Source organism: Streptomyces sp. NPDC030809, assembly GCF_055572195.1.
In genome coordinates, this window is the sequence record NZ_JBVIDV010000003.1 from 130,014 (window position 1) to 154,130 (window position 24,117).

At 74.0% G+C, this 24,117-nt stretch carries 19 protein-coding genes; 15 read left to right on the forward strand and 4 right to left on the reverse strand.

The window, feature by feature from the left end:
- The first annotated feature begins 58 nt into the window (after positions 1-58).
- Complete coding sequence (locus tag ACZ407_RS05335) at positions 59-514, forward strand: MarR family winged helix-turn-helix transcriptional regulator (protein ID WP_468125669.1); 456 nt, start codon at positions 59-61, stop codon at positions 512-514.
- A 259-nt stretch (positions 515-773) separates the two neighbouring features.
- Entirely contained in the window at positions 774-1,691 is a 918-nt protein-coding gene (pucL, locus tag ACZ407_RS05340; RefSeq protein ID WP_468125670.1) for a factor-independent urate hydroxylase, read from the forward strand.
- A gap of 33 nt (positions 1,692-1,724) precedes the next feature.
- On the opposite strand, the gene ACZ407_RS05345 is transcribed toward pucL, so the two are convergent.
- The gene (locus tag ACZ407_RS05345; RefSeq protein WP_468125672.1) at positions 1,725-2,171 is read right to left on the reverse strand and encodes a histidine phosphatase family protein; all 447 of its coding nucleotides are present in this window, start codon (positions 2,169-2,171) and stop codon (positions 1,725-1,727) included.
- 236 nt (positions 2,172-2,407) lie between these two features.
- Here ACZ407_RS05345 and ACZ407_RS05350 point away from each other — a divergent pair, with 236 nt between their 5' ends.
- From ACZ407_RS05350 to ACZ407_RS05370, 5 genes are all read left to right on the forward strand, one after another.
- Positions 2,408-2,629, forward strand: coding sequence for a CbtB domain-containing protein (locus ACZ407_RS05350; RefSeq protein WP_468125673.1), 222 nt, complete (start codon positions 2,408-2,410; stop codon positions 2,627-2,629).
- Between the two features lie 19 nt (positions 2,630-2,648).
- On the forward strand, positions 2,649-3,416 hold the full coding sequence (locus ACZ407_RS05355; protein ID WP_468125674.1) for a CbtA family protein: 768 nt from the start codon (positions 2,649-2,651) through the stop codon (positions 3,414-3,416).
- Positions 3,417-3,496: 80 nt separating this feature from the next.
- Entirely contained in the window at positions 3,497-3,766 is a 270-nt protein-coding gene (locus ACZ407_RS05360; protein WP_468125675.1) for a hypothetical protein, read from the forward strand.
- A gap of 189 nt (positions 3,767-3,955) precedes the next feature.
- On the forward strand, positions 3,956-4,420 hold the full coding sequence (locus ACZ407_RS05365; RefSeq protein WP_468125677.1) for a hypothetical protein: 465 nt from the start codon (positions 3,956-3,958) through the stop codon (positions 4,418-4,420).
- A 60-nt stretch (positions 4,421-4,480) separates the two neighbouring features.
- Positions 4,481-4,747, forward strand: coding sequence for a hypothetical protein (locus tag ACZ407_RS05370; protein ID WP_468125678.1), 267 nt, complete (start codon positions 4,481-4,483; stop codon positions 4,745-4,747).
- Between the two features lie 269 nt (positions 4,748-5,016).
- Here the strand turns inward: ACZ407_RS05370 and ACZ407_RS05375 are convergent, their stop codons facing one another.
- Positions 5,017-5,415, reverse strand: coding sequence for a hypothetical protein (locus ACZ407_RS05375; RefSeq protein WP_468125679.1), 399 nt, complete (start codon positions 5,413-5,415; stop codon positions 5,017-5,019).
- Between the two features lie 163 nt (positions 5,416-5,578).
- Between ACZ407_RS05375 and ACZ407_RS05380 the strand changes: the two genes are divergently transcribed.
- From ACZ407_RS05380 to ACZ407_RS05395, 4 genes are all read left to right on the forward strand, one after another.
- Positions 5,579-6,484: a hypothetical protein gene (locus tag ACZ407_RS05380; protein WP_468125681.1), complete on the forward strand. Its 906-nt coding sequence runs from the start codon at positions 5,579-5,581 to the stop codon at positions 6,482-6,484.
- 73 nt (positions 6,485-6,557) lie between these two features.
- Complete coding sequence (locus ACZ407_RS05385) at positions 6,558-8,609, forward strand: FUSC family protein (protein ID WP_468125682.1); 2,052 nt, start codon at positions 6,558-6,560, stop codon at positions 8,607-8,609.
- Positions 8,610-8,692: 83 nt separating this feature from the next.
- Positions 8,693-9,436, forward strand: coding sequence for a hypothetical protein (locus ACZ407_RS05390; protein ID WP_468125684.1), 744 nt, complete (start codon positions 8,693-8,695; stop codon positions 9,434-9,436).
- Between the two features lie 19 nt (positions 9,437-9,455).
- Positions 9,456-10,799, forward strand: a complete 1,344-nt coding sequence (locus ACZ407_RS05395) for a sensor histidine kinase (RefSeq protein WP_468125685.1) — start codon at positions 9,456-9,458, stop codon at positions 10,797-10,799.
- 50 nt (positions 10,800-10,849) lie between these two features.
- Here ACZ407_RS05395 and ACZ407_RS05400 read toward each other — a convergent pair whose 3' ends face one another.
- The gene (locus tag ACZ407_RS05400) at positions 10,850-12,949 is read right to left on the reverse strand and encodes a PhoX family protein (RefSeq protein ID WP_468125686.1); all 2,100 of its coding nucleotides are present in this window, start codon (positions 12,947-12,949) and stop codon (positions 10,850-10,852) included.
- 341 nt (positions 12,950-13,290) lie between these two features.
- Between ACZ407_RS05400 and ACZ407_RS05405 the strand changes: the two genes are divergently transcribed.
- The 3 genes from ACZ407_RS05405 (at position 13,291) to ACZ407_RS05415 (ending at position 19,667) form a co-directional block, all read left to right on the forward strand.
- Positions 13,291-15,195, forward strand: a complete 1,905-nt coding sequence (locus tag ACZ407_RS05405; RefSeq protein WP_468125688.1) for a VWA domain-containing protein — start codon at positions 13,291-13,293, stop codon at positions 15,193-15,195.
- Between the two features lie 107 nt (positions 15,196-15,302).
- Positions 15,303-16,913 carry a methionine--tRNA ligase gene (gene metG, locus ACZ407_RS05410; RefSeq protein ID WP_468125690.1) on the forward strand — a complete coding sequence of 537 codons (1,611 nt, stop codon included), beginning with the start codon at positions 15,303-15,305 and terminating at the stop codon, positions 16,911-16,913.
- 195 nt (positions 16,914-17,108) lie between these two features.
- Positions 17,109-19,667 carry an FG-GAP-like repeat-containing protein gene (locus ACZ407_RS05415; RefSeq protein ID WP_468125691.1) on the forward strand — a complete coding sequence of 853 codons (2,559 nt, stop codon included), beginning with the start codon at positions 17,109-17,111 and terminating at the stop codon, positions 19,665-19,667.
- 191 nt (positions 19,668-19,858) lie between these two features.
- On the opposite strand, the gene aspS is transcribed toward ACZ407_RS05415, so the two are convergent.
- The gene (gene aspS, locus ACZ407_RS05420) at positions 19,859-21,676 is read right to left on the reverse strand and encodes an aspartate--tRNA ligase (protein ID WP_468126054.1); all 1,818 of its coding nucleotides are present in this window, start codon (positions 21,674-21,676) and stop codon (positions 19,859-19,861) included.
- A 140-nt stretch (positions 21,677-21,816) separates the two neighbouring features.
- Between aspS and ACZ407_RS05425 the strand changes: the two genes are divergently transcribed.
- The gene (locus ACZ407_RS05425) at positions 21,817-23,982 is read left to right on the forward strand and encodes an ATP-binding SpoIIE family protein phosphatase (RefSeq protein ID WP_468125693.1); all 2,166 of its coding nucleotides are present in this window, start codon (positions 21,817-21,819) and stop codon (positions 23,980-23,982) included.
- Positions 23,983-24,117 lie beyond the last annotated feature (135 nt).

The following is a 24,117-nucleotide window of genomic DNA, read 5'->3' on the forward strand; positions in this document are numbered from 1 at the left end:
CTGCGCCGAGCGCCCGCAGGGACCGCTTTCCGCCCTCCGGTCTGGGAAGATCCACTCCATGGGAGAGAGCATCGACCGGCTCGCCGACACCGACGGCGTACACCTGCTCGGGCGGCTGAGCCGGGTGGTCCACATCTTGCAGAACCGCACCCGGCCGGTGGTCGCGGCCGCCGCCGGGCTGGAGGGCCCCGAGTTCGAGCTGCTGCTGCGGCTGTGGCAGCAGCCGGGGCACACCGCCCAGGCGGCACCGCTCGGCGAGGCCATCGGGCTGACCTCCAGCGGCACCACCCGGCTGGTGGCCCGCGCCCTCGCCAAGGGGCTGATCAGCCGGGAGCCCGACCCCTGCGACGGACGCGCCTTCCTGCTCCGGCACACACCCCTGGGCGAGGAGAAACTGCACGCGGCCCTGGCGGCCCACACCGTCCAGCTGCGCGAGCTGCTCGACGAGACCCTGCCGCCCGCCCTGCTGAAACGGCTGATCGAGGACCTGTCCCGCTTCGACGCGGCCCTCTGACCCCGGGGCCCCGCCGATGGCCGCTTTTGGGCGGTCCGCCGAATCCGGTGGCCGGATTGTCGGATGATCCGGGCCGTGAGGGATGGCCCCGGGCCGTGTTGCAATCCGATATGTACCTACGGACCGGGATGCACGTCAGTCCCGGGGCGGTCCTCCGGGGCCGGACGGCGGGGGGCGGCGCGGGCGAAGGGCCCGGCGGGCTGCCGGACGCCGGGCGTACGGATCCAGGAGACGGACCCGTGACCCGAAGGAAGACAGCATGAGCAGGCACGTCCTCGCGCAGAACCAGTACGGCAAGGCCGAGAACCGGATCGTCAAGGTCACCCGGAAGGGTGGCGAAGGGTCCTGGCACGAGATCCGGGACCTCAACGTCTCGGTGGCCCTGCGCGGCGAGTTCCGCGAGGTGCACCTCACCGGGGACAACGCCAACTGCCTGCCCACCGACACCACCAAGAACACCGTCTACGCCTTCGCCAAGGAGCACGGCGTGGACTCCCCCGAGGCCTTCGGCATCCTGCTCGCCAAGCACTTCGTCTCCTCCCAGACCCCGATCCGCGAGGCGCAGATCCGCATCGAGGAGTTCGCCTGGGACCGGATCCCGGTGCCCACGCGCAAGGAGCAGCACTCCTTCGTCCGCAAGGGCCAGGAGGTGCGCACCGCGCAGATCACCTACAGCGAGACCACCGGGCTCCAGGTCGTCTCCGGCCTGAAGGAGCTGACCGTGATGAACTCGACGAACTCCGAGTTCCACGGCTACATCAAGGACAGGTACACGACGCTGCAGGAGGCGTACGACCGCATCCTCGCGACCAAGGTGACCGCCCGCTGGGCGCACTCCCGCCTGGCCGCCGACGATGCCGCCACCGACTGGGACCAGGCGTACAGGAAGGTCCGCAAGAACATGCTGGAGGCCTTCGCGGACACCTACTCGTACTCGCTCCAGCAGACGCTGAACGCGATGGCCGAGCGGGTGCTCGACCACTGCCCGCGGGTCAACGAGGTACGCCTGAACCTGCCCAACAAGCACCACTTCCTCGTGGACCTGGAGCCCTTCGGCCTCAAGAACGACAACGAGGTCTACTTCGCCGCCGACCGGATGTACGGCCTGATCGAGGGCACCGTCCACCGCGACGGGGTGCAGCCGGTCATCGCGACCAGCGACTGGATCACCGCCTGAACCGCCCGATCCGCCCGATCCGCCCGAGCCGGGTCACCGGCCGCCCGCGGGCGTGCCCAGCCGCAGGTTCCAGCGGCCGGACCGCCCGCTCAGCTCGGTGACCGTGCCGGGCCGGGCGTCGAGCCGCCAGAAGACGGCGGCGGGCAGCCCCAGGGCGTGCACCACGGCCGCCCGCACCACCGCCTGCTCCACCGTCACCTCGGCCGTGCCCGGCGCCAGTCCGTCCAGCCAGCCTCCGACCCGGGCGATCAGCTCGGCCACGGACTCGCCGCCGGGGGGCGCGTACGAGGGGTCGGTGAGCCAGCGGCGGACCGCCTCCGGGTCCGCCGCGGCCACCTCGTCGAGGGTGCGGCCGTGCCATGCGCCCGCGGCCGGGCCGCGCAGCTGCGGGGCGCCGGGGGGCGCCTCGCCCGTGCCGAAGCGGGCTCCCGGGACGAACTCCGGGGTGCACAGCCGTACCCGTACCGATGCGCTGCTCATGCAGGGAGCGTAGACGGCCCGCCCAGGGCGTGAGACGGCGCCCGCGCGCCGTGGTGTTCCGGCCACCGAAGCGGTACGGTCTCGGACGACATGACGACGGCATGACGGAAGCACCGGTGGAAATCCGGCACGGTCGCGCCACTGTGAACCTCCCGATCCAGGGGGGAAAGTCAGACCCGCAGCCGCCGTTCAGAGCACCACACGACCGGGACGCGTGTTCCCCAGGAGGTTCTGCCATGGCTCAGTCCGCCGTGCCCGCCGTGCCCAGCACGGACGCCGCCGTCACCCCCCTTCCGCTGCGCGAGCTGGCCCCGTGGGCGGTGTTCACCGGGGTCCTGATGCTGGTCCTGCTCTACTTCGTCGGCGCCGAGCAGGGCGCGACCGCCCTGTTCGAGGGCGACACGGTCCACGAGTGGCTGCACGACGGCCGCCACCTGCTCGGCTTCCCCTGCCACTGAGCGCGGGGGCCTGCCCACCGTGAACTCCCCTTCGGCAAGGGGCCTGTTGGTGCGCGGCATGCTGGCGGGGCTCGCCGCCGGCGTGCTCGCGCTCCTGGTCGCGTACGTCCTCGGCGAACCCAAGGTCGATGCGGCCATCGCCCTGGAGGAAGCCGCCGCCCACGCCTCGGGCGGACACCACCACGAGGAGGCGGCCCCGGTGAGCCGGGCCCTCCAGTCCACCGCCGGACTCGGCACGGGCGTGCTCCTGTACGGGGTCGCGCTCGGCGGCCTCGCGGCCCTGGTGCTGTGCTTCGCGCTGGGCCGGCTCGGCCGGTTCGGGCCGCGGGCCACGGCCGCGTTCGTCGCGGGCGGGGCCTTCACGGCCGTGTCCCTCGTGCCCTTCTTCAAGTACCCCGCCAACCCGCCGGCCGTCGGAGACCCGGAGACCGCGGGCCGGCGGACCGCCCTCTACCTGCTGATGATCGCGCTCAGCCTGCTGCTGAGCGCCGCCGCCGTCCTCCTCGGGCGCCGGCTCGCCCCGCGCTGGGGCGGCTGGTACGCCTCCGTGGCCGGCGGGGTCTTCCTCGTGGCGGCCGTGGGGGTGGCGTACGCCTTCCTGCCGGCCGTCGACGAGGTGCCGGCGGACTTCCCGGCCACCCTGATCTGGCAGTTCCGGCTCTCCTCGCTGGCCATCCAGGCCACCCTGTGGGCCGGAATCGGGCTGCTGCTCGGGGAGGCGGCCCACCGGCTGGTCTCCCCGGCCCGTGCGGCGGATCCGTCCGGGAGTTCCCCGGTGGCTGCCTGATCACCTTCCCATCCGGTACAACGGCGCTGTGAGCACGCGGAGTTGTGTGCCACAGCGTCGTTCCGCAACGGGGGGCTGACATGGACGACCCGATCGCGCACAAGGACATATGGAGCTGGTACGGCTGGACCGGCACCGGCCCGCTGTGGCTGAGCACCGTGCTGCTCCTGCTCGTCGTCTTCCTCCAGGTCCCGCTCGTCCCGCAGATCGCCGTCATCACCACCCTGGCCGCGGTGGGCGGGCTGGTCCGCCAGCTGGTGTTCCGGGACTACGGGCACGTCGTGATGCACACGGCCGCCGCCCTGACCGGGTCGGCGGCCGTGGTGCTGGGGCTGTTCGTCCTCTGCTGAACGGGGGCCGGGCGGGGGCGGCTCACGGCCGGCTCACGGGCGGCTCGCGGGCGCCTCGCAGCCGGCTCGCCCCCTGCTCGGAGCCGCTTCACCCGTCCGGCCGCGCCGGGGGGCCGCCCGCCTCCCCCGGTCGGGGGGTTCTGCCGTCTTCGGGCACAGGGCGGGCCTCCCGCCGGGCACGTTCAGTGCATGACCGGGACGCGCTGTGCGCTCAGCAGGTGGCTCGCCGCCGCCTGCGTGCTGCTGCTCGCCGTCCTGGGCGCGGCCGCCGCTTCGGCGCCCGTCCCCGGAGGGGGGCTCGCCGGGGCCGCCGCGCAGGCTCCCGTACCCGCTCCCGGCGAAGCGCCCGTACCGGTCCCCCGGCCGGCTCCCGTGCCGGCGCCGGCCGGTCCGGTGGACGGGACGCCCGGGCAGGTGCCCGGCGGGCCCGCCGAGCCCGCCAAGGAGGCGCCGGGCGAACCGGCGGCCGATGCGGAACAGCGGCTCGCGGTACGGGTGTCCGTACGGCAGCTGCCCGCGGCCGGGCGGGCTCCGGCCGGGAACCCCGGCGGGTCCGGCGCGGCCGCGGGGGACGGCGTGCGGGTTCCGGCGGGGGCGCGGGACGCGGCCCCGGAATCCCTGCGCGCGGTGCGGAGCGTGGTGCTGCGCTGCTGAGGGCCGGCGTACGGCACCCGAGCACGCACACCCACCCCCACACACCGCGAGGACTTCGCCATGCCCATCGACCCGTACGCCGCGCTGAACGCCATGCTGCGCGCGGAAGCCGCCCGCTTCGCCCCGCGGCCGCAGGCCCAGGGACCCGCCCGGGCGGCTGCGCCCGCCGAGGGCGGGGACCGCCGTCCGGAGGCGCACCGGGAAGCGGACCACCCGGTACCGGCGCGGGAGCCGGCCGCCGCCTCCGCCCACTCCGCCGGCGCCACGCGCACCGCCGACTCCGCCGCCTCCGCCGCCGTCGCGCCCGAGCCGCTCGACTGCGCGTAGCCGGAGAGCCGGACCGCCGGGGGTCGGAACCGCCCCGGTCCGGGCTCCGGACGGGGAGGCGCCGGCCGGCGTGCCCTCGGCAACGGAGAGTGGTCGGATGTGAGGTTCGGACCACGGGGCAGCCGGCCGGCGCCTCTGCCAGTGTGCGCGGCCCGGCCGCCGCCGGGGACCTGCCTTTGGTCCCGACCGGCCCGGCCGAAAGTACGCGGCACGCCGCCGCCCCGCCCGGTCGGGCGGGGCGGCGGCACGGGCCGGGCGGTCCGGTCGGGTCAGGCCTCGCGCTGGTAGTAGCGGTAGAAGGCGGCGAGGCCCACGCCCGCGCCCACGGCGAGGGCGATCCCGGTGGAGCGCAGCACCGTGTCCCCGGTCAGGCTGTACAGGTAGCCCATCGCGATGCCCGCGAAGGCCCCGTAGGCGGCGGCGCGGAGCTCGCGCTGCAGGCGCGGCCCGACGCGCGCGAGCAGGAAGAGCATGCCCGCGAAGAGGACCCCGCACAGGATCCCGTAGAACACGTTGCCCGCGTCGACCGGGCCCGTCTGGCGCTTGATGAAGGCCGCGTAGACCCCGTAGACGAGACCGAAGAGCACGGGCCGCAGCCAGGCTCCGGTGCTCATGTTCCGCATGCTGCCCATGTGCCGCCCGGAGGCGGCCGGTGCCGCGTGTGCCATGTCGGGGCTCCTTCTTCCGAGGGCCGCCGGAGCAGCCCGGCCTTCCCCACCCTCAAGGGCACACCCGCGCCCCGCCCCCGGCAAGTGGATCACCCGCGGGCCGCCCACCCGGGCGCAGCAGCAGCGGTCGCGGTCCCGTACCGGCCCGTCGTTCCCTGGTGACGTGCGGAACTCCCTCTCGGCTCCCCTGACGGCGGCCCTGGTCGTGCTGCTCGCCGTCCTCGTGCCGCTGAGCGCGGTCGCCGTGTGGGCCGACCGCGTGATCGGGGACCGCGACCGCTACGTGGCGGCCATGGCACCCCTGGCCCGCGACCCGGACGTACGGGAGGCCGTCGCCCGGCAGGCGGCCGGGGCCATCGCGGGGCAGATCGACGCCGGGCCCTTCCAGGAAGGGGTGGAGGACCTGCTCGGCGAGGCGGTCCGCTCCTTCGTCGGCACCGACAACTTCCAGACCGCATGGAACGCCGCCAACGGGGCCGCGCACAAGGCCTTCTTCGAGGCCCTCAGCAGCGGGGAGGGCAACCGCGTCAGCGTGGACCTGGCCCCGGTCATCGAGCAGGTGCGGGCGGACCTGATCGCGGACGGGGTGCCGTTCGCGGACCGCATCCCCGTCGCGCCCACCGCCATCACGGTCATGGAGTACGAGAAACTCGGCGCGCTCCGCCGGGGGTTCCACGTGCTCCAGGTGGCCGGCCTCTGGCTGCCCGTCCTCGCCCTCGGGCTGGTCCTCGCGGCGGTTGCCGCGGCCCGCAGGCGGCTGCGGGTGCTCGTGGCCGCCGGGGCCGGGCTGGCCCTGGGGGCCCTGCTGCTCGCGGCGGCCGTCCCGGCGGGCCGCCGCCTGACCCTCCAGGACCTGCCCGCGGACGTGGACCGGCCCGCGGCGGCCGCGGTGTACGACGCCCTGACGGCCTTCCTGCGGACGGCCGCCTGGGCCGTGCTGGCGGCGGGGCTGGCGGTGGCCCTGGCCGCGTGGACCGCGGGGCGGCTGCGGCGCGCGCGGGCGGCGGCCGCGCCCGGGGACCTGCCCGGCGTCCCCCGCGCGGACCAAAGCAGTCGAACGAGCCCATAGGCTGGAAACCGCGCAGAACGCACAGAAGGAACGATTCGCGAACCGGATCCCCAACCAGCGGCACGGAAGCGGAATGAGCACCGAACAGGGCACGGAGCCGGCACGGCCCGCACGACCCCGCCACCTCCCCCTCTCCCCTCCCGGCTGGCTGCTCAGCGGCCTGCGGCCGAGCCCGGCACCGGTCCCCTGGGCGGCCGTGCTCCGCGCGGGCATCGCCCTCGCCGCCCCGCTCGCCGCCGGATTCGCGCTGGACGAGCCGCAGTACGGCGCCCTCGCCTCCATGGGCGCGCTCTCCGGGGTCATCGGGGACACCGCCGACGCCTACCGGATGCGCATCCTCAACATCGCCGTACCGCAGGTGTTCGGCGCGGTCGGGGTGGCCCTCGGCACCCTCGTCTACGGCACCGGCTGGGCGGCCGTCGGCGTACTCACGCTGATCGCCCTGGTGTCCGGCATGATCTCCTCGATCGGCACCGTGGCCTCCGTGTCCGGGCTGCTGCTCCTGCTCAACGCGGTGGTGGGCGCGGGGCTGGCGATGCCGGAGCCCTGGTGGACCGCGCCCGTGCTGCTGACCGCGGGCGGGCTGTTCGTCCTCCTGCTCACCCTGCTCGGCTGGCCGCTGCGCGGGAAGCGGCCGGAGCGGGCCGCGGTCGCCGCCACCTACCGGGCGCTGGCCGACCTGCTGGAGGCCGCGGGCGGGCCCGGGTACGAGGAGCGCCGGGTGGCCGTCACCCAGGCCCTCAACCAGGCCTACGACCTGGTGCTCGCGCGCCGCGCCCGGGTGCACGGCCGCAGCCCGGTCCTGGTCCGCCTGCTCGCCCAGCTCAACGTCGTCATCCCGCTGGTCGAGGCGGCACCCGCCGCACACCTGCGCGGGCGGCCGCTGCCGCCGGAGATCCCCGCCGCGGTACGGGAGCTGGCCGCGGCCGTGGAGGAGGGGCGCACCGGCGGCCACGGGCTCGCCCTCCCCGGTCCCCCGGACGGGCCCGCCGAGAAGGCCATCGACGCCGCCCTGCGGCACGCGGCGAAGATCGTGCACCTGGCGGAGCCCGACCCGTACAACGTGGACGACCGGCTCGGCCGGCCCGCGGCCCTGCGGGTGCGGGCCCGGCGGGCCGGCCGCGACGTGATCTCCTCCGGGGAGTCCTGGCGGTACGGGCTGCGGCTGGCGCTGTGCATCGGGCTGGCCCAGGCGCTGGTCTCGCTGGTCGAGTTCGAGCGCTCGTACTGGATCGCGCTGACCGTCACCTTCGTCCTCAAACCGGACTTCGGGTCGGTGTTCTCGCGGGCCGTGCTGCGCGCGCTGGGCACCGCGGGCGGGCTGGTCGTGGCCGCCGCGGTGCTCGCGGAGGTGCCGCGCGGGTGGTGGGACGTACCGGTGATGGTGGTGCTGGGGGCGCTGATCCCGGCCTTCTCGGCCAAGGGGTACGCGTTCCAGACCGCGGCCATCACCCCCGTGATCCTGCTCCTGTCGGACCTCCTCAACCACCAGGGCTTCGACCTGATCCGGCCGCGGCTGCTGGACAGCCTGATCGGCTGTGCGATCACGCTGGTGGCCGGCTACCTGCTGTGGCCGGAGAGCTGGCACAGCCGGATCGGCGACCGGCTCGCGGACACCGTCGAGGACGCCGCCCGGTACGTGGAACGGGCCTTCGGGGCCGTGCCGGAGGGCGAGGCGGCGCTGCGGGCGGCCCGGGTCGCCCGGGTGCAGGCCCGGCGGCGGATCTACCGGGACCTGTCCGGGGTCCGCTCGGAGTTCCAGCGGGCCCTGACCGAACCGCCGCCCACCGGCACCCGGGCCACCGCCTGGTGGCCGCTGGTGGTGGCAGTCGAACGGATCGTGGACGCGACCACGGCGGCCCGGGTGCGCGTCAACCACGGGGCCCGGCCGCCCCGGCCGCGGGAGGTCGAGGAGGTCACCGCCGGGCTCCGCGAACTCGCCGCCGCGGTGCGCAGCAACCCGCACCCGGCGGGGGCGCGGCTCGGGACGGCCGGGGCCGCGGGGGCGCGGCTCGGGACGGCCGGGGCCGCGCGGGGCGGCCGGGACGCCGGGGACGAGGACGGGGTGCTGGCCCCGCTGTGCCAGGAGGTGGCGGCGGCCCGGGCGATCACCTCCCCGCGCTGAGCGGCTTCCGGGCGGAACCCGGCAGGTCCCCCGGACGGGTCAGCGGCCGGGCCGGGGCGGGGCCGGCGGGGGAGCATCGGAGCATGCGGCAGCCTCTTCCCCGCGTGTCCGCGGGCCCGCGCCCGGGCATGCGTGCCCTGGCGGGCCTGGCCCTGGCGGTTGCCCTGGGGGCGTCGGCCGGGTGCGCGGACACGGAGGGGCTGCGCAACGAGGGCGACCGCGGCGAGGCGCACGCCCCGCAGGCCCTGTGGCCCGAGGTGCACCCCTCCCCCGCCGCGCGCGGGCAGCGCGCCGGGGACGCGGCCGTCGTGCCCGGCGTGCCTCCCGTGCCGCGCGGGGGCATGCGGAAGGCGGACGTGCTGAGCGTGGTGCGGGCCGACATCGCCTCCGCCGCCAGGGCGGACGCGGGCACCGGACGGCTGGTCGATCCGCGGGCCGTGCAGCGGCTCGCCCTGTGCCCGGAGCGCGGGATCCCGGCCGGGGACTGCCCGGTGCGCCCGCCCGTCTTCCACGACCTGACGGACGACGGCGACGACGAGCTGATCACCGCCGTGGACGTGGACGGCCGCCTGTCCGAACTGCGCGTCTACACCGTCCGCGACGGCCGGGTGGTACGGGTCCTGGCCCGGCGCGGGGTCCTGGAGGGGGTGGAGGTGGCCGCCGGGCACCTCGCGGTCCGCGAGCCGACCACCAACCCGCTCTACGTGTCGGTCTCCGACTACGAATGGGACCCCGAGACCCGGACGATGACCCTCCAGCAGCTCACCCTCGACGACTGCCCCGCCCTGCCCGACCCGGACCTGCCCTGCCCGAAGAGCGGGGCCTGAAGTGTCCTGGGCCCGGCGGGTGACCAGCCTCCGCTGGAAGATCGCGGCGACCACCACCGCGGTCTGCTGCGCGGTGGCGGCGGTCCTCGGGGTGCTCGTCCACAACGTGGTGGCGCGGCAGGTGGTGGGCGAGGTCCGCAAGGACGCGCTGGCCGCCCTCGACCACGCCCTCGCCCACTACGCGTACGGCACCACCCACGGGGACGTGTCGATGGCGATGGACCCGCCCGGGCTGCCCGGGCCGCTCGCCCGGCTGGTCGCCGGGGGCCGCAGCGGCACGATGGTGGGGCGGCGGGGCGGGCAGCCCGTCATGTGGGCCGCGGCCCCGGCGGACGGCAGGGCACTGGCGGTCTGGATCCCGTACGGAAGCACCCGGGCCCGGCTGCGGTCCCTCGACACCGCCATCCTCGCCTCGGCCGGGCTCGCCGCCGGGACGGTGGCCCTGGCCGGCCTCTTCCTGGCCGGGCGGATCAGCCGGCGGCTGGCCCGGACCGCCGCGGTGGCCCGCCGGATCACGGACGGGGACCTCGACGCCCGGGTCGCCCTCGACGGGGGGCCGCCGGGGAAGGACGGCGGGAGGCCGGCTGGGGACGACGGGCGGCCGCCGGGGAAGGACGGCGGGGCGGGCGGTCGCGGGACGGGGAAGGAGCCCGGCGGGGAGCGGCCCGGGCGGCAGCACGACGAGGTGCGGGACGTGGCCGTGGCGCTGGACTCGATGGCCGAGGCCCTCCAGAACCGGCTGGAGGCGGAGAAGCGCTTCACCGCCGACGTGGCCCACGAGCTGCGCACCCCGCTGACCGGCTCGCTCGCCGCGGCCGGGCTGCTGCCCGAGGGGCGCCCCAAGGAGATGATCAACGACCGGCTCAAGGCCCTGCACCTGCTGACCGAGGACCTGCTGGAGATCTCCCGGCTCGACGCGGGGGCGGAGCGCGCCGAGCTGGCCCCCTGTGCACTCGGCCCGGCCGTCGAGCGGATCGTGGCCGGCTCCCGGCTGGCGGCGGAGGTCCGCACCGAGGACCCGGCGGTCGTGCTCACCGACCGCAGACGGCTGGACCGGATCCTCACCAACCTGCTGGTCAACGCGCACCGGCACGGCAGTCCGCCGGTGACCGTGACGGTGACCGGGGCGGTGGTGTCCGTACGCGACCACGGGACGGGCTACCCGGAGGAGCTGATCCGGCAGGGGCCCAAGCGGTTCCGGACCGGGGATCCCGGACGCGGGAAGGGGCACGGGCTGGGACTGACGATCGTGGTGGGCCAGGCGGCGGTGCTGGGCATCGGGCTGAGCTTCGCGAACGCGCCGGACGGCGGGGCGGTCACCACGCTCACCCTGCCGGTGGACCGGCCACCGGAGGGCGACTGAGGGGTGTTCTGCGGTGTTTCACGTGAAACACCGCAGAACACCCCTCGGGGTCAGACGCCGATGTTGCGGCCGTCCTTGCGCCAGACGCTGACGACGGCCGGGCGGACGATCCTGCCGGGGCCGTCGGGCCACACGGACTGCGGGTTCTCGACGGAGGCCCCGTCGATCTCGCCCGGGTGCTGGACGGAGACCAGCACCCGGCGGTCCTGGACCAGGGGGCCGCAGGTCTCGGCACCGCGCGGCACGGTCAGGAACTGCTTCAGCTCACCGCGGCGCTCGCCCTGGGTGGCCACGCCGAACAGGCCGTCGTGGGAGCCGAGCTGGTTGCCGTCGGTGGAGATCCACAGGTTGCCGTGCGAGTCGAAGGCCACGTTGTCCGGGCAGGAGATCGGGCTGACCTTGTCCTTCGGGTAGCCCGCGAAGTACGTGGCCGGGTCGTTCGGGTCGCCGGCGACCAGGAAGAGCCGCCAGGCGAAGCCGTCGGCGGCCGGGTCGTTCCAGTTCTCGGCGAGCTCCAGGATCTGGCCGTGCTTGTTGGCGTTGCGCGGGTTGGCCTCGTCGGCGGCGGCCTTGCCGGCGGCGCCGCGGTCCTTGTTGTTGGTCAGCGCCACGTAGACGCGGCCGGTGCGCGGCGAGGGCTCGATGTCCTCGGGGCGGTCCATCTTGGTGGCGCCCACCTTGTCGCCGGCCTGGCGGGTGAAGACGCAGACCTCCTCGGCGGTCATGCCCTCGACGTGCGAGACGGCCCCGTCGGCGGTGGCCGTGACCAGCGGGAGCCACACGCCGGTGCCGTCGAACTCGCCGTCGGACGGGTGCTTGCCGGTGCCGTCGATCTCCGCGGCCGGGGAGTCGCCGGTCAGCTTGGCGACGTACAGGGTGCCCTCGTCGAGCAGGGTCAGGTTGTGTGCGCGGGCGGCGCGCGACGTGCCCTTCTTCATCCGCTTCGAGGAGACGAACTTGTAGAAGTAGTCGAAGCGCTCGTCGTCACCGGAGTAGACGACCGGGCGGCCGTCCTCGGTCAGGCGCGGCTGGGCGCCCTCGTGCTTGAAGCGGCCCAGGGCGGTGCGCTTGCGCGGGGTCGAGGCCGGGTCGTACGGGTCCAGCTCGACCACGTAGCCGAAGCGGTGGCACTCGTTGGGCTCCTGGAGCACGTCGAAGCGCTTGTCGAACCGCTCCCACTTGCGCTCGGAGGCGGCGCCGGTGACCCCGTAGCGCTTGAGGCGGGCGGCCTGGACGGGGTCGGTGACGGCGCCCCCGTTGGCGAAGTACTGGTTGAAGTTCTCCTCGCCGTGGAGGGTGGTGCCCCACGGGGTGGTGCCGCCGGAGCAGTTGTTGAGGGTGCCGAGGACCTTGGTGCCGGACGGGTCGGCGGAGGTCTTCACGAACTCGCTTCCGGCCGCCGGGCCGGTCAGGCGGAACTCGCTGGTGGCGGTCAGGCGGCGGTTGAGCGGGTGGCGGCGGACGGCGGTGAGCTTGCCGCTGCGGTGGTCCTCCTGGACCACGACCACACCCAGGCCGTGGGCGGCCCAGGCGATCTCGACCTGCTCGCGGGTGGGGTTCGCCGGGTCGTAGCCGGCGAACATCAGGACCTCGTCCGTGTACTCGTGGTTGGCCACCAGCACCTGGCGGCGCTCGTAGTCCCCGTCGAGGGGGAGCAGGGCGAGGAAGTCGTTGTTGTAGCCGAACTGACCGGCCTGGGCGGCGGCGGTCTGGTTCTTCTCGTCGAAGGCCGGGGCCCCGCGCAGGATCGGGTCGCCCCAGCGGATCACGACGTTCTGCTCGTAGCCCTCGGGGACGGTGACCTGGTCGGCCGTGTTCGGCGCGACCGGGGCGAAGCGCAGGCCGCGGGCGGCGCGGGAGTCCGCTGCCGGGGCGGCGGGGGCGGCGGCCGGGGTGCCCGCAGCGGCGGCGGTGGCCCCGCCGCGGCCGGTGACGGCGGCGGTGCCGGCGGCGGTGGCCACGGTGACCACGGCGGCGGCCCGCATCATCGAGCGGCGCGAGAGCACGCCGGCTATGACATCGCCGACGTACTCGTTGGCCGAGGTGTTGGGCACCTCGTGGAAGCAGGCGTCGCCACAGCGGAAGCGGCAGGTGAGCGCGGAACGACCGCCCGAGTGCGGGGTGCTGATGAGCGGCAGGAGTTTGCGCACGAATGTCCTCCGGTTGGGTACACGGCGACGCGCCCTGCGCCGACATCGTGTCGGAACGAATCCAGCCGCGACGGTAGGTCGGTCTTCCGCCACTTCGGCGGACTGCGCGTGAACGGATGATGAACCGGGCACGGCGGGGCGGAAGTTCGCGCGAGGGTGGGGGACGGTGCGGGCGGGCGGCACGGAGGGCGAGGTTTTACGGGCGCCCCTCCCTGGTAACCGGGCGCGGGACCGATAACCTTACGTGTCCACTCTGGGCAGGGATATTTCCTCCATCACCCCGCAGTACGGACAAACATCGCACCCCCTAGCTCGTGTAGCTCATGCGAAAGGCCTCGCCCATGGGTATTCGGAGTTTGTTGCGCAAGGTGTTCGGCCGCGAGAGCGCGGAGGGCGATGCCGCTACCGCCACGACGACCGGCACGACTGACACGACCGACGTGGCGGACACGACCGCCGTGGCGGACACCGCGGGTACGGCCGGTACGGCTGGTACGGCGAGTGCGGCTGGTACGGCCGGGGCGACCGCCGCGGCCGAGGGGCGGGTGCAGGCGGCGCTGCCGGCGCAGGCCGAGCGGAGCGCCGAGGCGGAGGTTCCTGCTGCGGCCGAGGCGAGCGTGCCCGTGCAGCCCGGGGCGGGCGGCAAGGCGCCGCTGGACGCGGCGGCCGAGCTGGTGGCGGCGGCGTTCGACAACCCGACCGTGCCCTCGCAGTCCGCTCCGCGGGACCCGGAGCCGGTGCCCGTCGGCATCGCGGAGCCGCTGCGCGGCGGGGTGGACCTGGCGCCGGGAGCGGGGGCGGGGGGATCTGCGGGCGAGCCGGAGGCTCCCGACGCGCCTGAGCCGGCCGAGCTGTCCGAGGTGCCTGCGACGCCGTCCGAGGCGCCTGAGCTGTCCGAGCCGTCTGAGCTGCCCGAGCCGTCTGAGCTGCCCGAGCTGCCTGCGGGTGGGGCGGTTGTGCCTGAGGCTCGGTCGCCCAAGGGGGCGGAGGTTGTGCCTGCTGGGGTTGGGGCGGGTGTGGCTGAGGTGGCTGGCGTGGCTGACGCAGCTGGCGTGGCTGACGTGGCTGACGGGGAAAGCGTTGCTGGCGTGGCTGACGCGGCTGACGTGGCTGGCGTGGAGGGCGTTGCTGACGCGGTTCGCGGGGAGGCCGAGGTTGGTCTCGCCGTGGACGACGCTGCCGGGGCGGTCGTCGTCGACGCGCGGGATGCCGGGGAGCCGAATCCTGCGGACGGGGAGGGGGGCACCGGGGCGGTTGCGGAGGCCGAGGGTGGTCTCGCCTCGGCGGGCGCTTCCGATCTGGCTGATGGGGAGGCCGGGCCGGCTGATGGGGAGGCCGGGGATCTCGCTTCGGCGGGCGTCGCTTCCGATCGGGCTGACGGGGAGGGCGAGGACCTCGCCTCGGTGGGCGGTTCCGATCTGGCTGACGGGGAGGGCGAGGATCTCGCCTCGGCGGGCGCTTCCGATCTGGCCGATGGGGAGGCCGGGGATCTCGCCTCGGCGGGCGCTTCCGATCTGGCCGACGGGGAGGGCGAGGATCTCGCCTCGGTGGGCGGTTCCGATCCGGCCGGTGGGGAAGGGGCGGCTGTCGGGCCGGCGCATTCGCTGGCCCGGGTGCGGGGGCGGGCTCCGGGGCTCGCCGATGCGTACAAGGCGGCCGGGAGTGTGCTGCGGGGGCGCGGGATGGGCGGGGCGCGGGCGCGGGTGTACCTCGTGCTCGACCGGTCCGGGTCGATGCGGTCCTTCTACAAGGACGGCAGTGCGCAGTTCCTCGCCGATCACGTGCTGGCCCTCGCCGCGCACCTCGACGAGGAGGCCACGGTGCACACCGTGTTCTTCTCGACCGACATCGACGGGACCGGGGAGCTGACCCTCGACAACCACGAGGGGCGGATCGACGCCCTGCACGCGGAGCTCGGGCACATGGGGCGGACCAGCTACCACCGGGCGGTCGAGGAGGTCCTCGCGCACTACGAGAAGGCCGGGGCGGAGGGGCCGGCGCTGGTCGTGTTCCAGACGGACGGCGCTCCCGACAACCGGCAGCCCGCGCGGCAGGCGATCGCCGATGCGGCCCGGTACGACGTGCACTGGCAGTTCGTCGCGTTCGGCGACCACGACTCCAAGGCGTTCGACTTCCTGCGCAAGCTGGACGCGGACAACGCCGGGTTCTTCCACGCCGGGCCGGCTCCGCGCGAGCTGACCTCGTCCGCCCTGGTGAAGGGGCTGCTGGGCGAGTTCCGCCGCTGACGCGGGCGCGCCTCCCCCGGGATTCCGGGGGAGGCGTTCACCCGGGCGGGGTCCAGCCCGTGATATCGCGGTGAAGGGCGCCCGCCGGGGCCATTAGGATTTCGCCCATGGCGGCCACTGGATTCGAGAAGCACGAGGGCGCGGCGTTCTACGTCACGACCCCGATCTACTACGTCAACGACGCTCCTCACCTGGGCCACGCCTACACGACCGTCGCAGGCGACGTGCTCACGCGCTGGCACCGTCAGCGCGGCGAGAAGGTGTGGTACCTCACCGGCACGGACGAGCACGGTCAGAAGATCATGCGCACCGCGGATGCGAACGGGGTCACCCCGCAGGAGTGGTGCGACAAGCTCGTCACGGAGGCGTGGAAGCCCCTGTGGGAGCACCTGAACATCGCGAACGACGACTTCATCCGCACCACGGAGAAGCGGCACACCGACCGTGTGCAGGAGTTCGTGCAGGACCTGTACGACAAGGGCGAGATCTACAAGGGCGGGTACGAAGGCCCGTACTGCGTGGGCTGTGAGGAGTACAAGCTCCCCGGCGACCTGATCGAGGACGAGGCGGGCACCAAGCTCTGCCCCGTCCACAAGAAGCCGGTGGAGATCCTCAAGGAGGAGAACTACTTCTTCAAGCTCTCCGAGTACGGCCCGAAGCTGATCGAGCTGTACGAGGCCAACCCGGGCTTCATCCAGCCCGAGTCCGCCCGCAACGAGGTCGTGAACTTCGTCAAGCAGGGGCTCGAGGACCTGTCGATCTCCCGTTCCACCTTCGACTGGGGCGTCCCGGTGCCGTGGGACGACAAGCACGTGATCTACGTGTGGATCGACGCGCTCCTGAACTACGCGACCGCGGTCGGCTACAACGAGAACCCGGCGAAGTTCCAGGAGACGTTCCCTGCGAACGTCCACCTCATCGGCAAGGACATCCTCCGGTTCCACGCGATCATCTGGCCCGCCATGCTGATGGCGCAGGGCCTGCCGGTCCCCGGCCGGATCGCGGCCAACGGCTGGCTGATGGTCGGCGGCGAGAAGATGTCGAAGTCGAACCTGACGGGCATCAAGCCGCAGGACCTGACCTCGCACTTCGGCGTGGACGCGTACCGCTGGTACTTCCTGCGCGCGATCGCGTTCGGCCAAGACGGGTCGTTCTCGTGGGAGGACTTCACCGCCCGCTACACCTCCGAGCTCGCCAACGACTACGGCAACCTCGCCTCGCGCGTGGCCGCCATGGTCGGCAAGTACTTCGGCGGCACCCTGCCGGAGGCCACCGCCGCCGGCGAGGCCGAGAAGGCGATCGCGGAGGGCATGGCCAAGGCCGTGGCCGAGGCGGACCGGAAGATCGGCGAGGAGCTGGACTTCCAGGGCGGCATCCTGGCGATCTTCGACTTCGTCAAGCAGGTCAACGGCTACATCACGGAGCAGGAGCCGTGGAAGGTGGCCAAGGACGAGTCGGAGGAGGGCCGTGCCCGCCTCGCGACGATCCTGTACACGGCGGCCGAGTCGCTGCGTGCCGTGGCCGTCCTGCTGAACCCGGTGATGCCGGAGACCTCGCAGAAGCTGTGGGACTCGCTGGGTGCCGAGGCCGCGGGCCTGGGCGGCCTGGCCGCCCAGCACGTCCAGGACGCCGGCACCTGGGGCCTGCTGCCCGTCGGCGCCACGGTCACCAAGGGTGCGGTGCTCTTCCCGCGCCTGGAGGAGAAGCCGGCCGAGTAGGCACCGGCCCGGCCGGCACCGGCCGTACGCCCCGGAGGCCCCGCGCGACGCGTTCGCGCGGGGCCTTCCGCATGCGCGGGCGCCTTTTCGATCTTTTGCTGCCGCCCGTACAACCATCCGCCGGGGCCGGCGGTCCAACTCCTCGATCCCCCAAGGGGATCGCACAGGAGTCACGGGGAAGGGGAGCGCCACCTGATGGGCGTACGCACGGAAAAGAACCGCCGACTGACCACCGCAGTGGCCGCCGCAGCCATGCTCGTTTCCGGGGTCGTCGCCGCGCCGCTGCTGACCGCGGGCGCGGCGCACGCGTCGGCGCTGCCGGGCTGGAACACGCCCGCTTCGGTGGGCGGCGACGAGTACGCCCCGCAGGCCATGGAGCTGGCGGAGCTGTCCGACGGTTCGGCCGTCGCCGCCCTGCGCGAGGGTGACGGCCTGTCCGTCATGGTGCGCGGCGCCGCCGGCGACGTGTGGACGGGACCGCGCCTCCACGCCTCCGGGGTGTCCTCGCGCCTGCCGGTGCGGGTGGCGGCGGACGCGGCCGGCGGGGCGACCGTGGTGTGGGCGGAGTCCGCCGACCCGGCGCCGGGTGCGCCGGCGCCGGCGACCCGGCTGATGACCGCCGCCCTGCGGGCCGGGGCGTGGTCCCAGCCCCGGGAGCTCCTCGGCACGGCGGCCGGCAGCGTCGTGGACGCGTTCCAGGTGGCGGAGGGCCCGCAGGGCACCGCCGTCGCCGTCTGGTCCGCGGCCGCCGCGGACGGCGCCTCCTCGGGCGTGTACGCGGCCTCGCGGGGCGGTGACGGCAGCTGGTCGGCGCCGGCCCCGGTGGCCACCGCCGAGGCGGCGGCCGGGAAGATCGACGGGGCGGACGTGGCCGTGGCCGCCACGGGCGATGCGCTGATCGCCTACCGCCACACCGAGAAGGGCGGGCTCCCCGGCATCAAGACCTCCGAGCGGACGGGCACCGGCGGTGCCTGGAGCGCGCCCGCGGCCCTGAGCACCCCGGCCGCCCTGACGGAGGTCCCGAACGCCGGGGCCGGTCCGGACGGCTCGTTCGCCGTCTCCTGGCCGATGACGAACAAGTTCGACAACTGGCACACGGCGGACGTGCTCGTCTCGGTCAAGCGGGCGGGCGCCGCATGGAGCGGGCCCGCCGAGATGCCGTTCGAGGGCTTCGAGACGAAGCTCCAGTCCGCACCGGAACCGCTGATCGCGCCGGACGGGGACGTGACGCTGGTCTGGGACGAGTACTGGGAGAACGACTCGGACGAGACCGGCCCGCACACCGGGATCGCCTCCGCCACCCTGGCCGCGGGCGGCACCGCCTGGGAGCGCAAGCTCCTCAGCAAGGGCTTCGCGACCAAGGAGTTCGACGCCGCGATCGGTCCGGACGGCACCGTCCGGGTGGCGTGGCCCGAGTACGTGAAGGTGAACGGCGAGGACAGGACCGCGGTGGTCACGGCCGCCCGCACCACCGACGACAACGCCTGGTCCGCGCCCCGGCAGCCGAACGGCACCTACCTGGTGCTCCGCAACCGCAACGTGCAGGTGGCGGCGGGTGCCGCCCGCTCCGCCACGCTGCTGTGGACCACGACGGAGGGACCGGAGTCCGCCCGTACCGCCTACCGGCCGCCGCTGGGGACCGTCTCGGCCTCCGTCCCGGCCACGGCCGCCCTGGCGGGGAGCACCGCCGCGAGCAGGGTGTGGGCCCCGGTGTGGAAGCTGAACCAGGCGGCCGACGCCTGGCGGCTCACCCTCACGGACCGGTCCGGGAAGGTGTTCCGCACCTTCACGGGCGCCGACTACACCACGGGCATCACCACCGTCGCTCCGGTCTGGAACGGGCGCAGCAAGGAGGACCGCACCGTCCTCGCCCCGAACGGCCCGCTGACCTGGCGCCTGTCGGCCACCGGCAAGCACGCCGCCGAGGAGACCGCCCTGGCCTCCGGCACCGTCACGGTCACGGGCGGCGCGGCCGTCCGCCGCGACTTCGGCGCCAAGGCCGGCACCCCGGACGGCACCGGCGACCTGTTCCAGACCACCGCCTCGGGCGGCCTGCGCATCGCCTACGGCAGCGCCGCCTCCGGCAACTTCAGCGGCAGCGCCACGACGACCGGCTGGCCCAAGGGCGTCCTGCCGGTGCCGGTCGGCACCCTGAACGGCGACCGCTGCAACGACGTCCTGATGCGCATGCCCGACGGCGTGATGCGCGCGTACACCCCGGCCTGCGGGGCCGCGCTCAAGCCGAGCACCACCCACAAGGTCCTCGGCAAGGGCTGGAACGCGTACGACGTGGTCACCTCGCCCGGCGACCTGACCGGTGACGGCCGGGCCGACGTGGTGGCCCGCGACCCGAAGACGGGGACGCTGTACATGTACGAGGCCCGCGGCGGGATCCTCGACCCGCGGCTGAACCTGGGGACCGGCTACAAGGGCTACAAGAAGATCGTCGGCGCGGGCGACCTCAACGGCGACGGACTCGGCGACCTGCTCCTCCAGGACGGGTCGAACAAGCTGTGGCGGATGAACGGCGCCGGTGGCGGCAAGTTCGGCCCCCGCACCCTCCTCGCCGGGAACTGGGGCGCTTCGTACAACGCCGTCGTCGGCACCGGCGACCTGACCGGCGACGGCCGCGCCGACCTCGTCGCCCGGGACACCGCGGGCACGATCTGGCGGCTGAACGGCACCGGGAAGGGCACGTTCGGCGCCCGCACCAAGCTCGGCACCGGCTGGCAGGTCTACGGCCGCCTCGCCTGACCGGCACCGGGGCCGGCCTCGCGCCGGCCCGCACGGCGGAGGCGGTGCTTCCCACGGGGGTGGGAGCACCGCCTTCGTGCCGAACCGGCAGATTCGGTACGACCGTCCGGCTCCGGCCGGACGTGCGCAGGGCCCGGGATCCGCTGCGGATCCCGGGCCCTGCGGCTACGGCCTCACGGCCGGGCGCGCGGTCAGCGCGCGGCGTCCGGGTGGACGGCCTCGGAGACCGGGCGGTCGCCGGTGGCCTTCTTCTCGACCGGCTTGCGCAGGGCGATGTTCAGCTCGCGCAGGCGGGCCTCGTCCAGCTCCGTCGGCGCGCCCATCATCAGGTCCTGGGCGTTGCCGTTGAGCGGGAAGGCGATGGTCTCGCGGATGTTCGGCTCGTCGGCGAGCAGCATCACGATGCGGTCCACGCCCGGGGCGATGCCGCCGTGCGGCGGGGCGCCGAACTGGAACGCGCGGAGCATGCCGGCGAACTCGGTCTCGACGGTCTCCTTGGAGTAGCCGGCGATCTCGAAGGCCTTGAACATGATCTCGGGCTCGTGGTTCCGGATCGCGCCGGAGGAGAGCTCGATGCCGTTGCAGACGATGTCGTACTGCCAGCCGAGGACGTCCAGCGGGTCCTGGGTCTCCAGGGCCTCCAGGCCGCCCTGCGGCATCGAGAAGGGGTTGTGCGAGAAGTCGATCTTGCCGGTCTCCTCGTCCTTCTCGTACATCGGGAAGTCGACGATCCAGGCGAAGCGGAAGACGTTCTCCTCGAACTGCCCGGCGCGCTTGGCGGCCTCGACGCGGACGGGGCCCATGATCTTGGAGACCTCGTCGAACTCGCCGGCGCCGAAGAACACCGCGTGGCCGGGCTTGAGGCCCAGGCGCTCGGTGAGGACCTTGACGTTCTCCTCGGTGAGGAACTTGGCGATCGGGCCGGTGAGGACGTTCCCCTCGCCGACGCGGACCCAGGCCAGGCCCTTCGCGCCGAGGGAGACCGCGAAGTCGCCCAGGCCGTCGAAGAACTTGCGCGGCTGGTCGCCGGTGTCCGGCACCGCCAGGGCGCGGACGTGCTTGCCGGCGAAGGCCTTGAACTCGGAGTTCTCGAAGACGTCGGTGATGTCGACGAGTTCGAGGGCGGTGCGCAGGTCCGGCTTGTCGTTGCCGTACTTGAGCATCGACTCGCGGAACGGGATGCGCGGGAACGGGGAGGTGACGTGGCGGCCGTTGCCGAACTCCTCGAAGAGCTCGGTCATCAGCTTCTCGATCGGCTGGAACACGTCCTCCTGCTCGACGAAGGACATCTCCACGTCGAGCTGGTAGAACTCGCCCGGCGAGCGGTCGGCGCGGGCGTCCTCGTCGCGGAAGCAGGGCGCGATCTGGAAGTAGCGGTCGAAGCCGGAGATCATCAGCAGCTGCTTGAACTGCTGCGGGGCCTGCGGCAGGGCGTAGAACTTGCCCGGGTTCAGGCGGGAGGGGACCACGAAGTCGCGCGCGCCCTCGGGGGAGGTCGCGGTCAGGATCGGGGTCGCCATCTCGTTGAAGCCGAGGGCGCGCATCTTGTCGCGGATCGCACCGATGACGGCCGAGCGCAGCATGATGTTGCGGTGCATGCGCTCGCGGCGCAGGTCGAGGAAGCGGTACTCCAGGCGCCGCTCCTCGTTCACGCCGTCGTCCGTGTTGATCGTGAACGGCAGCGGGGCGGCCGCGCCGAGCACCTCGACCTCGACGGCCTCGATCTCGATCTCGCCGGTGGCGAGGTCGGGGTTGATGTTCTCGGCGCCGCGGGAGACGACCTTGCCGTCCACGCGGATCGTGGTCTCCTTGGACAGCTTGTCCAGGACCTCGGCGGCGGCGGTGCCGGGACGGGCAACGAGCTGCGTGATGCCGTAGTGGTCGCGCAGATCGATGAAGAGGATGCCGCCCAGGTCTCGACGATTGTGCAGCCAGCCGCTCAGGCGGACGTCGGTGCCGACGTCAGTCGCGCGGAGCTCGCCGCAGGTGTGGGACCTGTACCGATGCATCATTCATCCAGTTCTTCGCGATACCAGGGTGGATTCAACCCTCCCAAGGTTACCGCCCGGCCCACCGGCGGCCCGCCGGGCGAAGGGCCACCGGCGGACTGCCCGGGCAAACCGGGCCGATGAGCTGTAAATATGAGTCAGTGCGTACCGAGGACGTTCTGGCAGCCGTGGCGACCGGCCTGTGGCGCTGGGACAACGTGACCGGGACGGTCAGCCTCGACGGCGAGGCCGCCCGGCTGCTCGGCCTGCCCCCGCGGCCCGCGACCGTGCCGGAGGCGGCGGTGCGGTCCCGGTTCCACCCCGTGGACTGGAACGAGGTCAACGGCATCGTCGGGCTCGCGGCGGCCGAGGGCACCCTCGCCGAGGCCCGGCTGCGGATCATGGACGAGGACGGGCGGGTGGTCCGTACCGTCCGCAGCCGCTCCAAGCCCCTCGTGGACCGTACGGACTACCAGCTGATCGGCACCATCCAGGAGATCGCCGAGCCGCAGCCGGGCACCACCTCCGCGCAGACCGCGGTCACCGGCGACTGGCGGCGCTCCCGCGAGGCCTTCCTGCTCGACGCCGGCCGGGCCCTGGCCGAGGCCCGCTCCACCGCCGAGGTGCTGCGGGTGGCGGCCTCCCTGTCCATGCCGGGGTTCAGCCCGGACGGGCTGGCGGTCTTCGGGGTGGACGGCGACCGGCTGTCGGTCATCGGGCACCACGGGCACAGCCCGGGGGACGAGGGCCCGTTCACGGAGATGCGGGTGGACACGGACTACCCGGCCGCCGAGGTGGTGCGCACCGGGCGGGCGATCTACCTGCCGACCCCCGAGGAGTACAAGCGCCGCTTCCCCGCCACCTGGCCGCTCGCGCAGCGCTTCGGCCGGGTCTCGTGGGCCTTCGTTCCGCTGATCGTGGCGGGCCGCACGATGGGCGCCTGGATGGCCGCCTTCAAGCAGCCGGTGTCCTTCTCCCCCGACGAGCGCTCGGTGCTGACCACGGTCGCCCGGATGCTGGCGCAGGCCCTCCAGCGGGCCGGGGTGGCGGAGTCGGAGCGGGAGCTGAGCACCGGCCTCCAGCGCGCGATGATGCCCACGCTCGGCCCGCGGATCCCCGGCATGACGGTCGCCGCCCGGTACGTGCCCACCGGCGGCGGGCTCCAGGTCGGCGGGGACTGGTACGACATGATCCCGCTGCCCTCGGGCCGGTTCGCGCTGGTCATCGGGGACGTGCAGGGACACGACGTGCGGGCGGCGGGGCTGATGGGCCAGCTGCGGATCGCGGTGCGCGCGTACGCCTCGGAGGGGCACCGGCCCGATGCGGTGCTCTCGCGGGCCTCGCGGTTCCTGGCCGGACTGCACTCCTCGGAGCCGGGCGGGGGCGGTGACCTCGGCGGGGGTGATGGCTTCGGCGGGGGCGCGGACGAGGACTTCCTCAGCCCGCGCTTCGCGACCTGCCTGTACGTGGAGTGCGATCCGGAGACCGGAACCCTGGAGGTGGCCCGGGCCGGGCACCCGGAGCCGGTGGTGCGCATGACCGACGGCACGGTGCTGATGCGCTCCACCGCGGGCGGCCTGCCGCTGGGCATCGTGCCGGACACCGACTACCCCACGACCCGGTTCACGCTGGAGCCGGGCGAGACGATGATGCTGTGCACGGACGGGCTGATCGAGACCGGCGGCCACGACCTGGACACCGGCTGGGCCCGGCTGCGGGCCGTCCTGGAGGGCGGCACGCACACCTCGGAGAGCCTGGAGGAACTGGCCGACGAACTCGTGTCGGCCGTCCACGGCCCCTCCTCCCACCACACCACCGGCCCGCTGGCCGACCGCCGCGAGGACGACATAGCGGTGGTGCTGCTCTGCCGGGCGGGCGCGGGCTGCGGCTGCGGCGGCCCGGGCGAGAGCCCCGCCCGGCCGGTCCGCCGTACGGTGATCACGGTCGGGCAGGTGGAGCCGGAACGCATCGCGGGCGCCCGCAAGCAGATCCGCGAGCTGCTGCACGACTGGTCGGACGCGGAGCAGGTGGACTCGGCGGTCCTGATGGTCTCCGAGATGGTCACGAACGTCCTCATGCACACGGACGGGGACGCGCTGCTGATCGCGGAGGCGGTGGGCGAGCGGGGCGAGCGGCGGCTGCGGGTCGAGGTCGCGGACGGGAGCGACGAGCTGCCGCACAAGCGGCATCCCGGGGAGATGGCGTCCAGCGGCCGGGGCGTGCTGCTGATGGAGATGCTGGCCGATGCGTGGGGTGTGGACCCGAGGGGCGAGGGCAAGTCGACGTGGTTCGAGCTGTACGAACCGTCGAGCCCGTCCGGCGACTGAGGACCGGGGGCCCGGGGGCGGAGCCCCCGGGTTTTTTCGCCCGCACTCCACCAGTGTGGTGATTTCACGGTTGTACGACCGGAGGGATCGGCGTGGCGGCCGGCCACCCGGCGGCCCGCCCGCCCACCCTGGCCC

Bases quoted from the DNA above. Each gene is read 5' to 3' on its own strand.
- ACZ407_RS05335 (WP_468125669.1), top strand. From the start codon at position 59: ATGGGAGAGAGCATCGACCGGCTCGCCGACACCGACGGCGTACACCTG.
- pucL (WP_468125670.1), top strand. From the start codon at position 774: ATGAGCAGGCACGTCCTCGCGCAGAACCAGTACGGCAAGGCCGAGAAC.
- ACZ407_RS05345 (WP_468125672.1), bottom strand. From the start codon at position 2,171: ATGAGCAGCGCATCGGTACGGGTACGGCTGTGCACCCCGGAGTTCGTC.
- ACZ407_RS05350 (WP_468125673.1), top strand. From the start codon at position 2,408: ATGGCTCAGTCCGCCGTGCCCGCCGTGCCCAGCACGGACGCCGCCGTC.
- ACZ407_RS05360 (WP_468125675.1), top strand. From the start codon at position 3,497: ATGGACGACCCGATCGCGCACAAGGACATATGGAGCTGGTACGGCTGG.
- ACZ407_RS05365 (WP_468125677.1), top strand. From the start codon at position 3,956: ATGACCGGGACGCGCTGTGCGCTCAGCAGGTGGCTCGCCGCCGCCTGC.
- ACZ407_RS05370 (WP_468125678.1), top strand. From the start codon at position 4,481: ATGCCCATCGACCCGTACGCCGCGCTGAACGCCATGCTGCGCGCGGAA.
- ACZ407_RS05375 (WP_468125679.1), bottom strand. From the start codon at position 5,415: ATGGCACACGCGGCACCGGCCGCCTCCGGGCGGCACATGGGCAGCATG.
- ACZ407_RS05385 (WP_468125682.1), top strand. From the start codon at position 6,558: ATGAGCACCGAACAGGGCACGGAGCCGGCACGGCCCGCACGACCCCGC.
- ACZ407_RS05390 (WP_468125684.1), top strand. From the start codon at position 8,693: ATGCGGCAGCCTCTTCCCCGCGTGTCCGCGGGCCCGCGCCCGGGCATG.
- ACZ407_RS05405 (WP_468125688.1), top strand. From the start codon at position 13,291: ATGGGTATTCGGAGTTTGTTGCGCAAGGTGTTCGGCCGCGAGAGCGCG.
- metG (WP_468125690.1), top strand. From the start codon at position 15,303: ATGGCGGCCACTGGATTCGAGAAGCACGAGGGCGCGGCGTTCTACGTC.
- ACZ407_RS05415 (WP_468125691.1), top strand. From the start codon at position 17,109: ATGGGCGTACGCACGGAAAAGAACCGCCGACTGACCACCGCAGTGGCC.
- aspS (WP_468126054.1), bottom strand. From the start codon at position 21,676: ATGCATCGGTACAGGTCCCACACCTGCGGCGAGCTCCGCGCGACTGAC.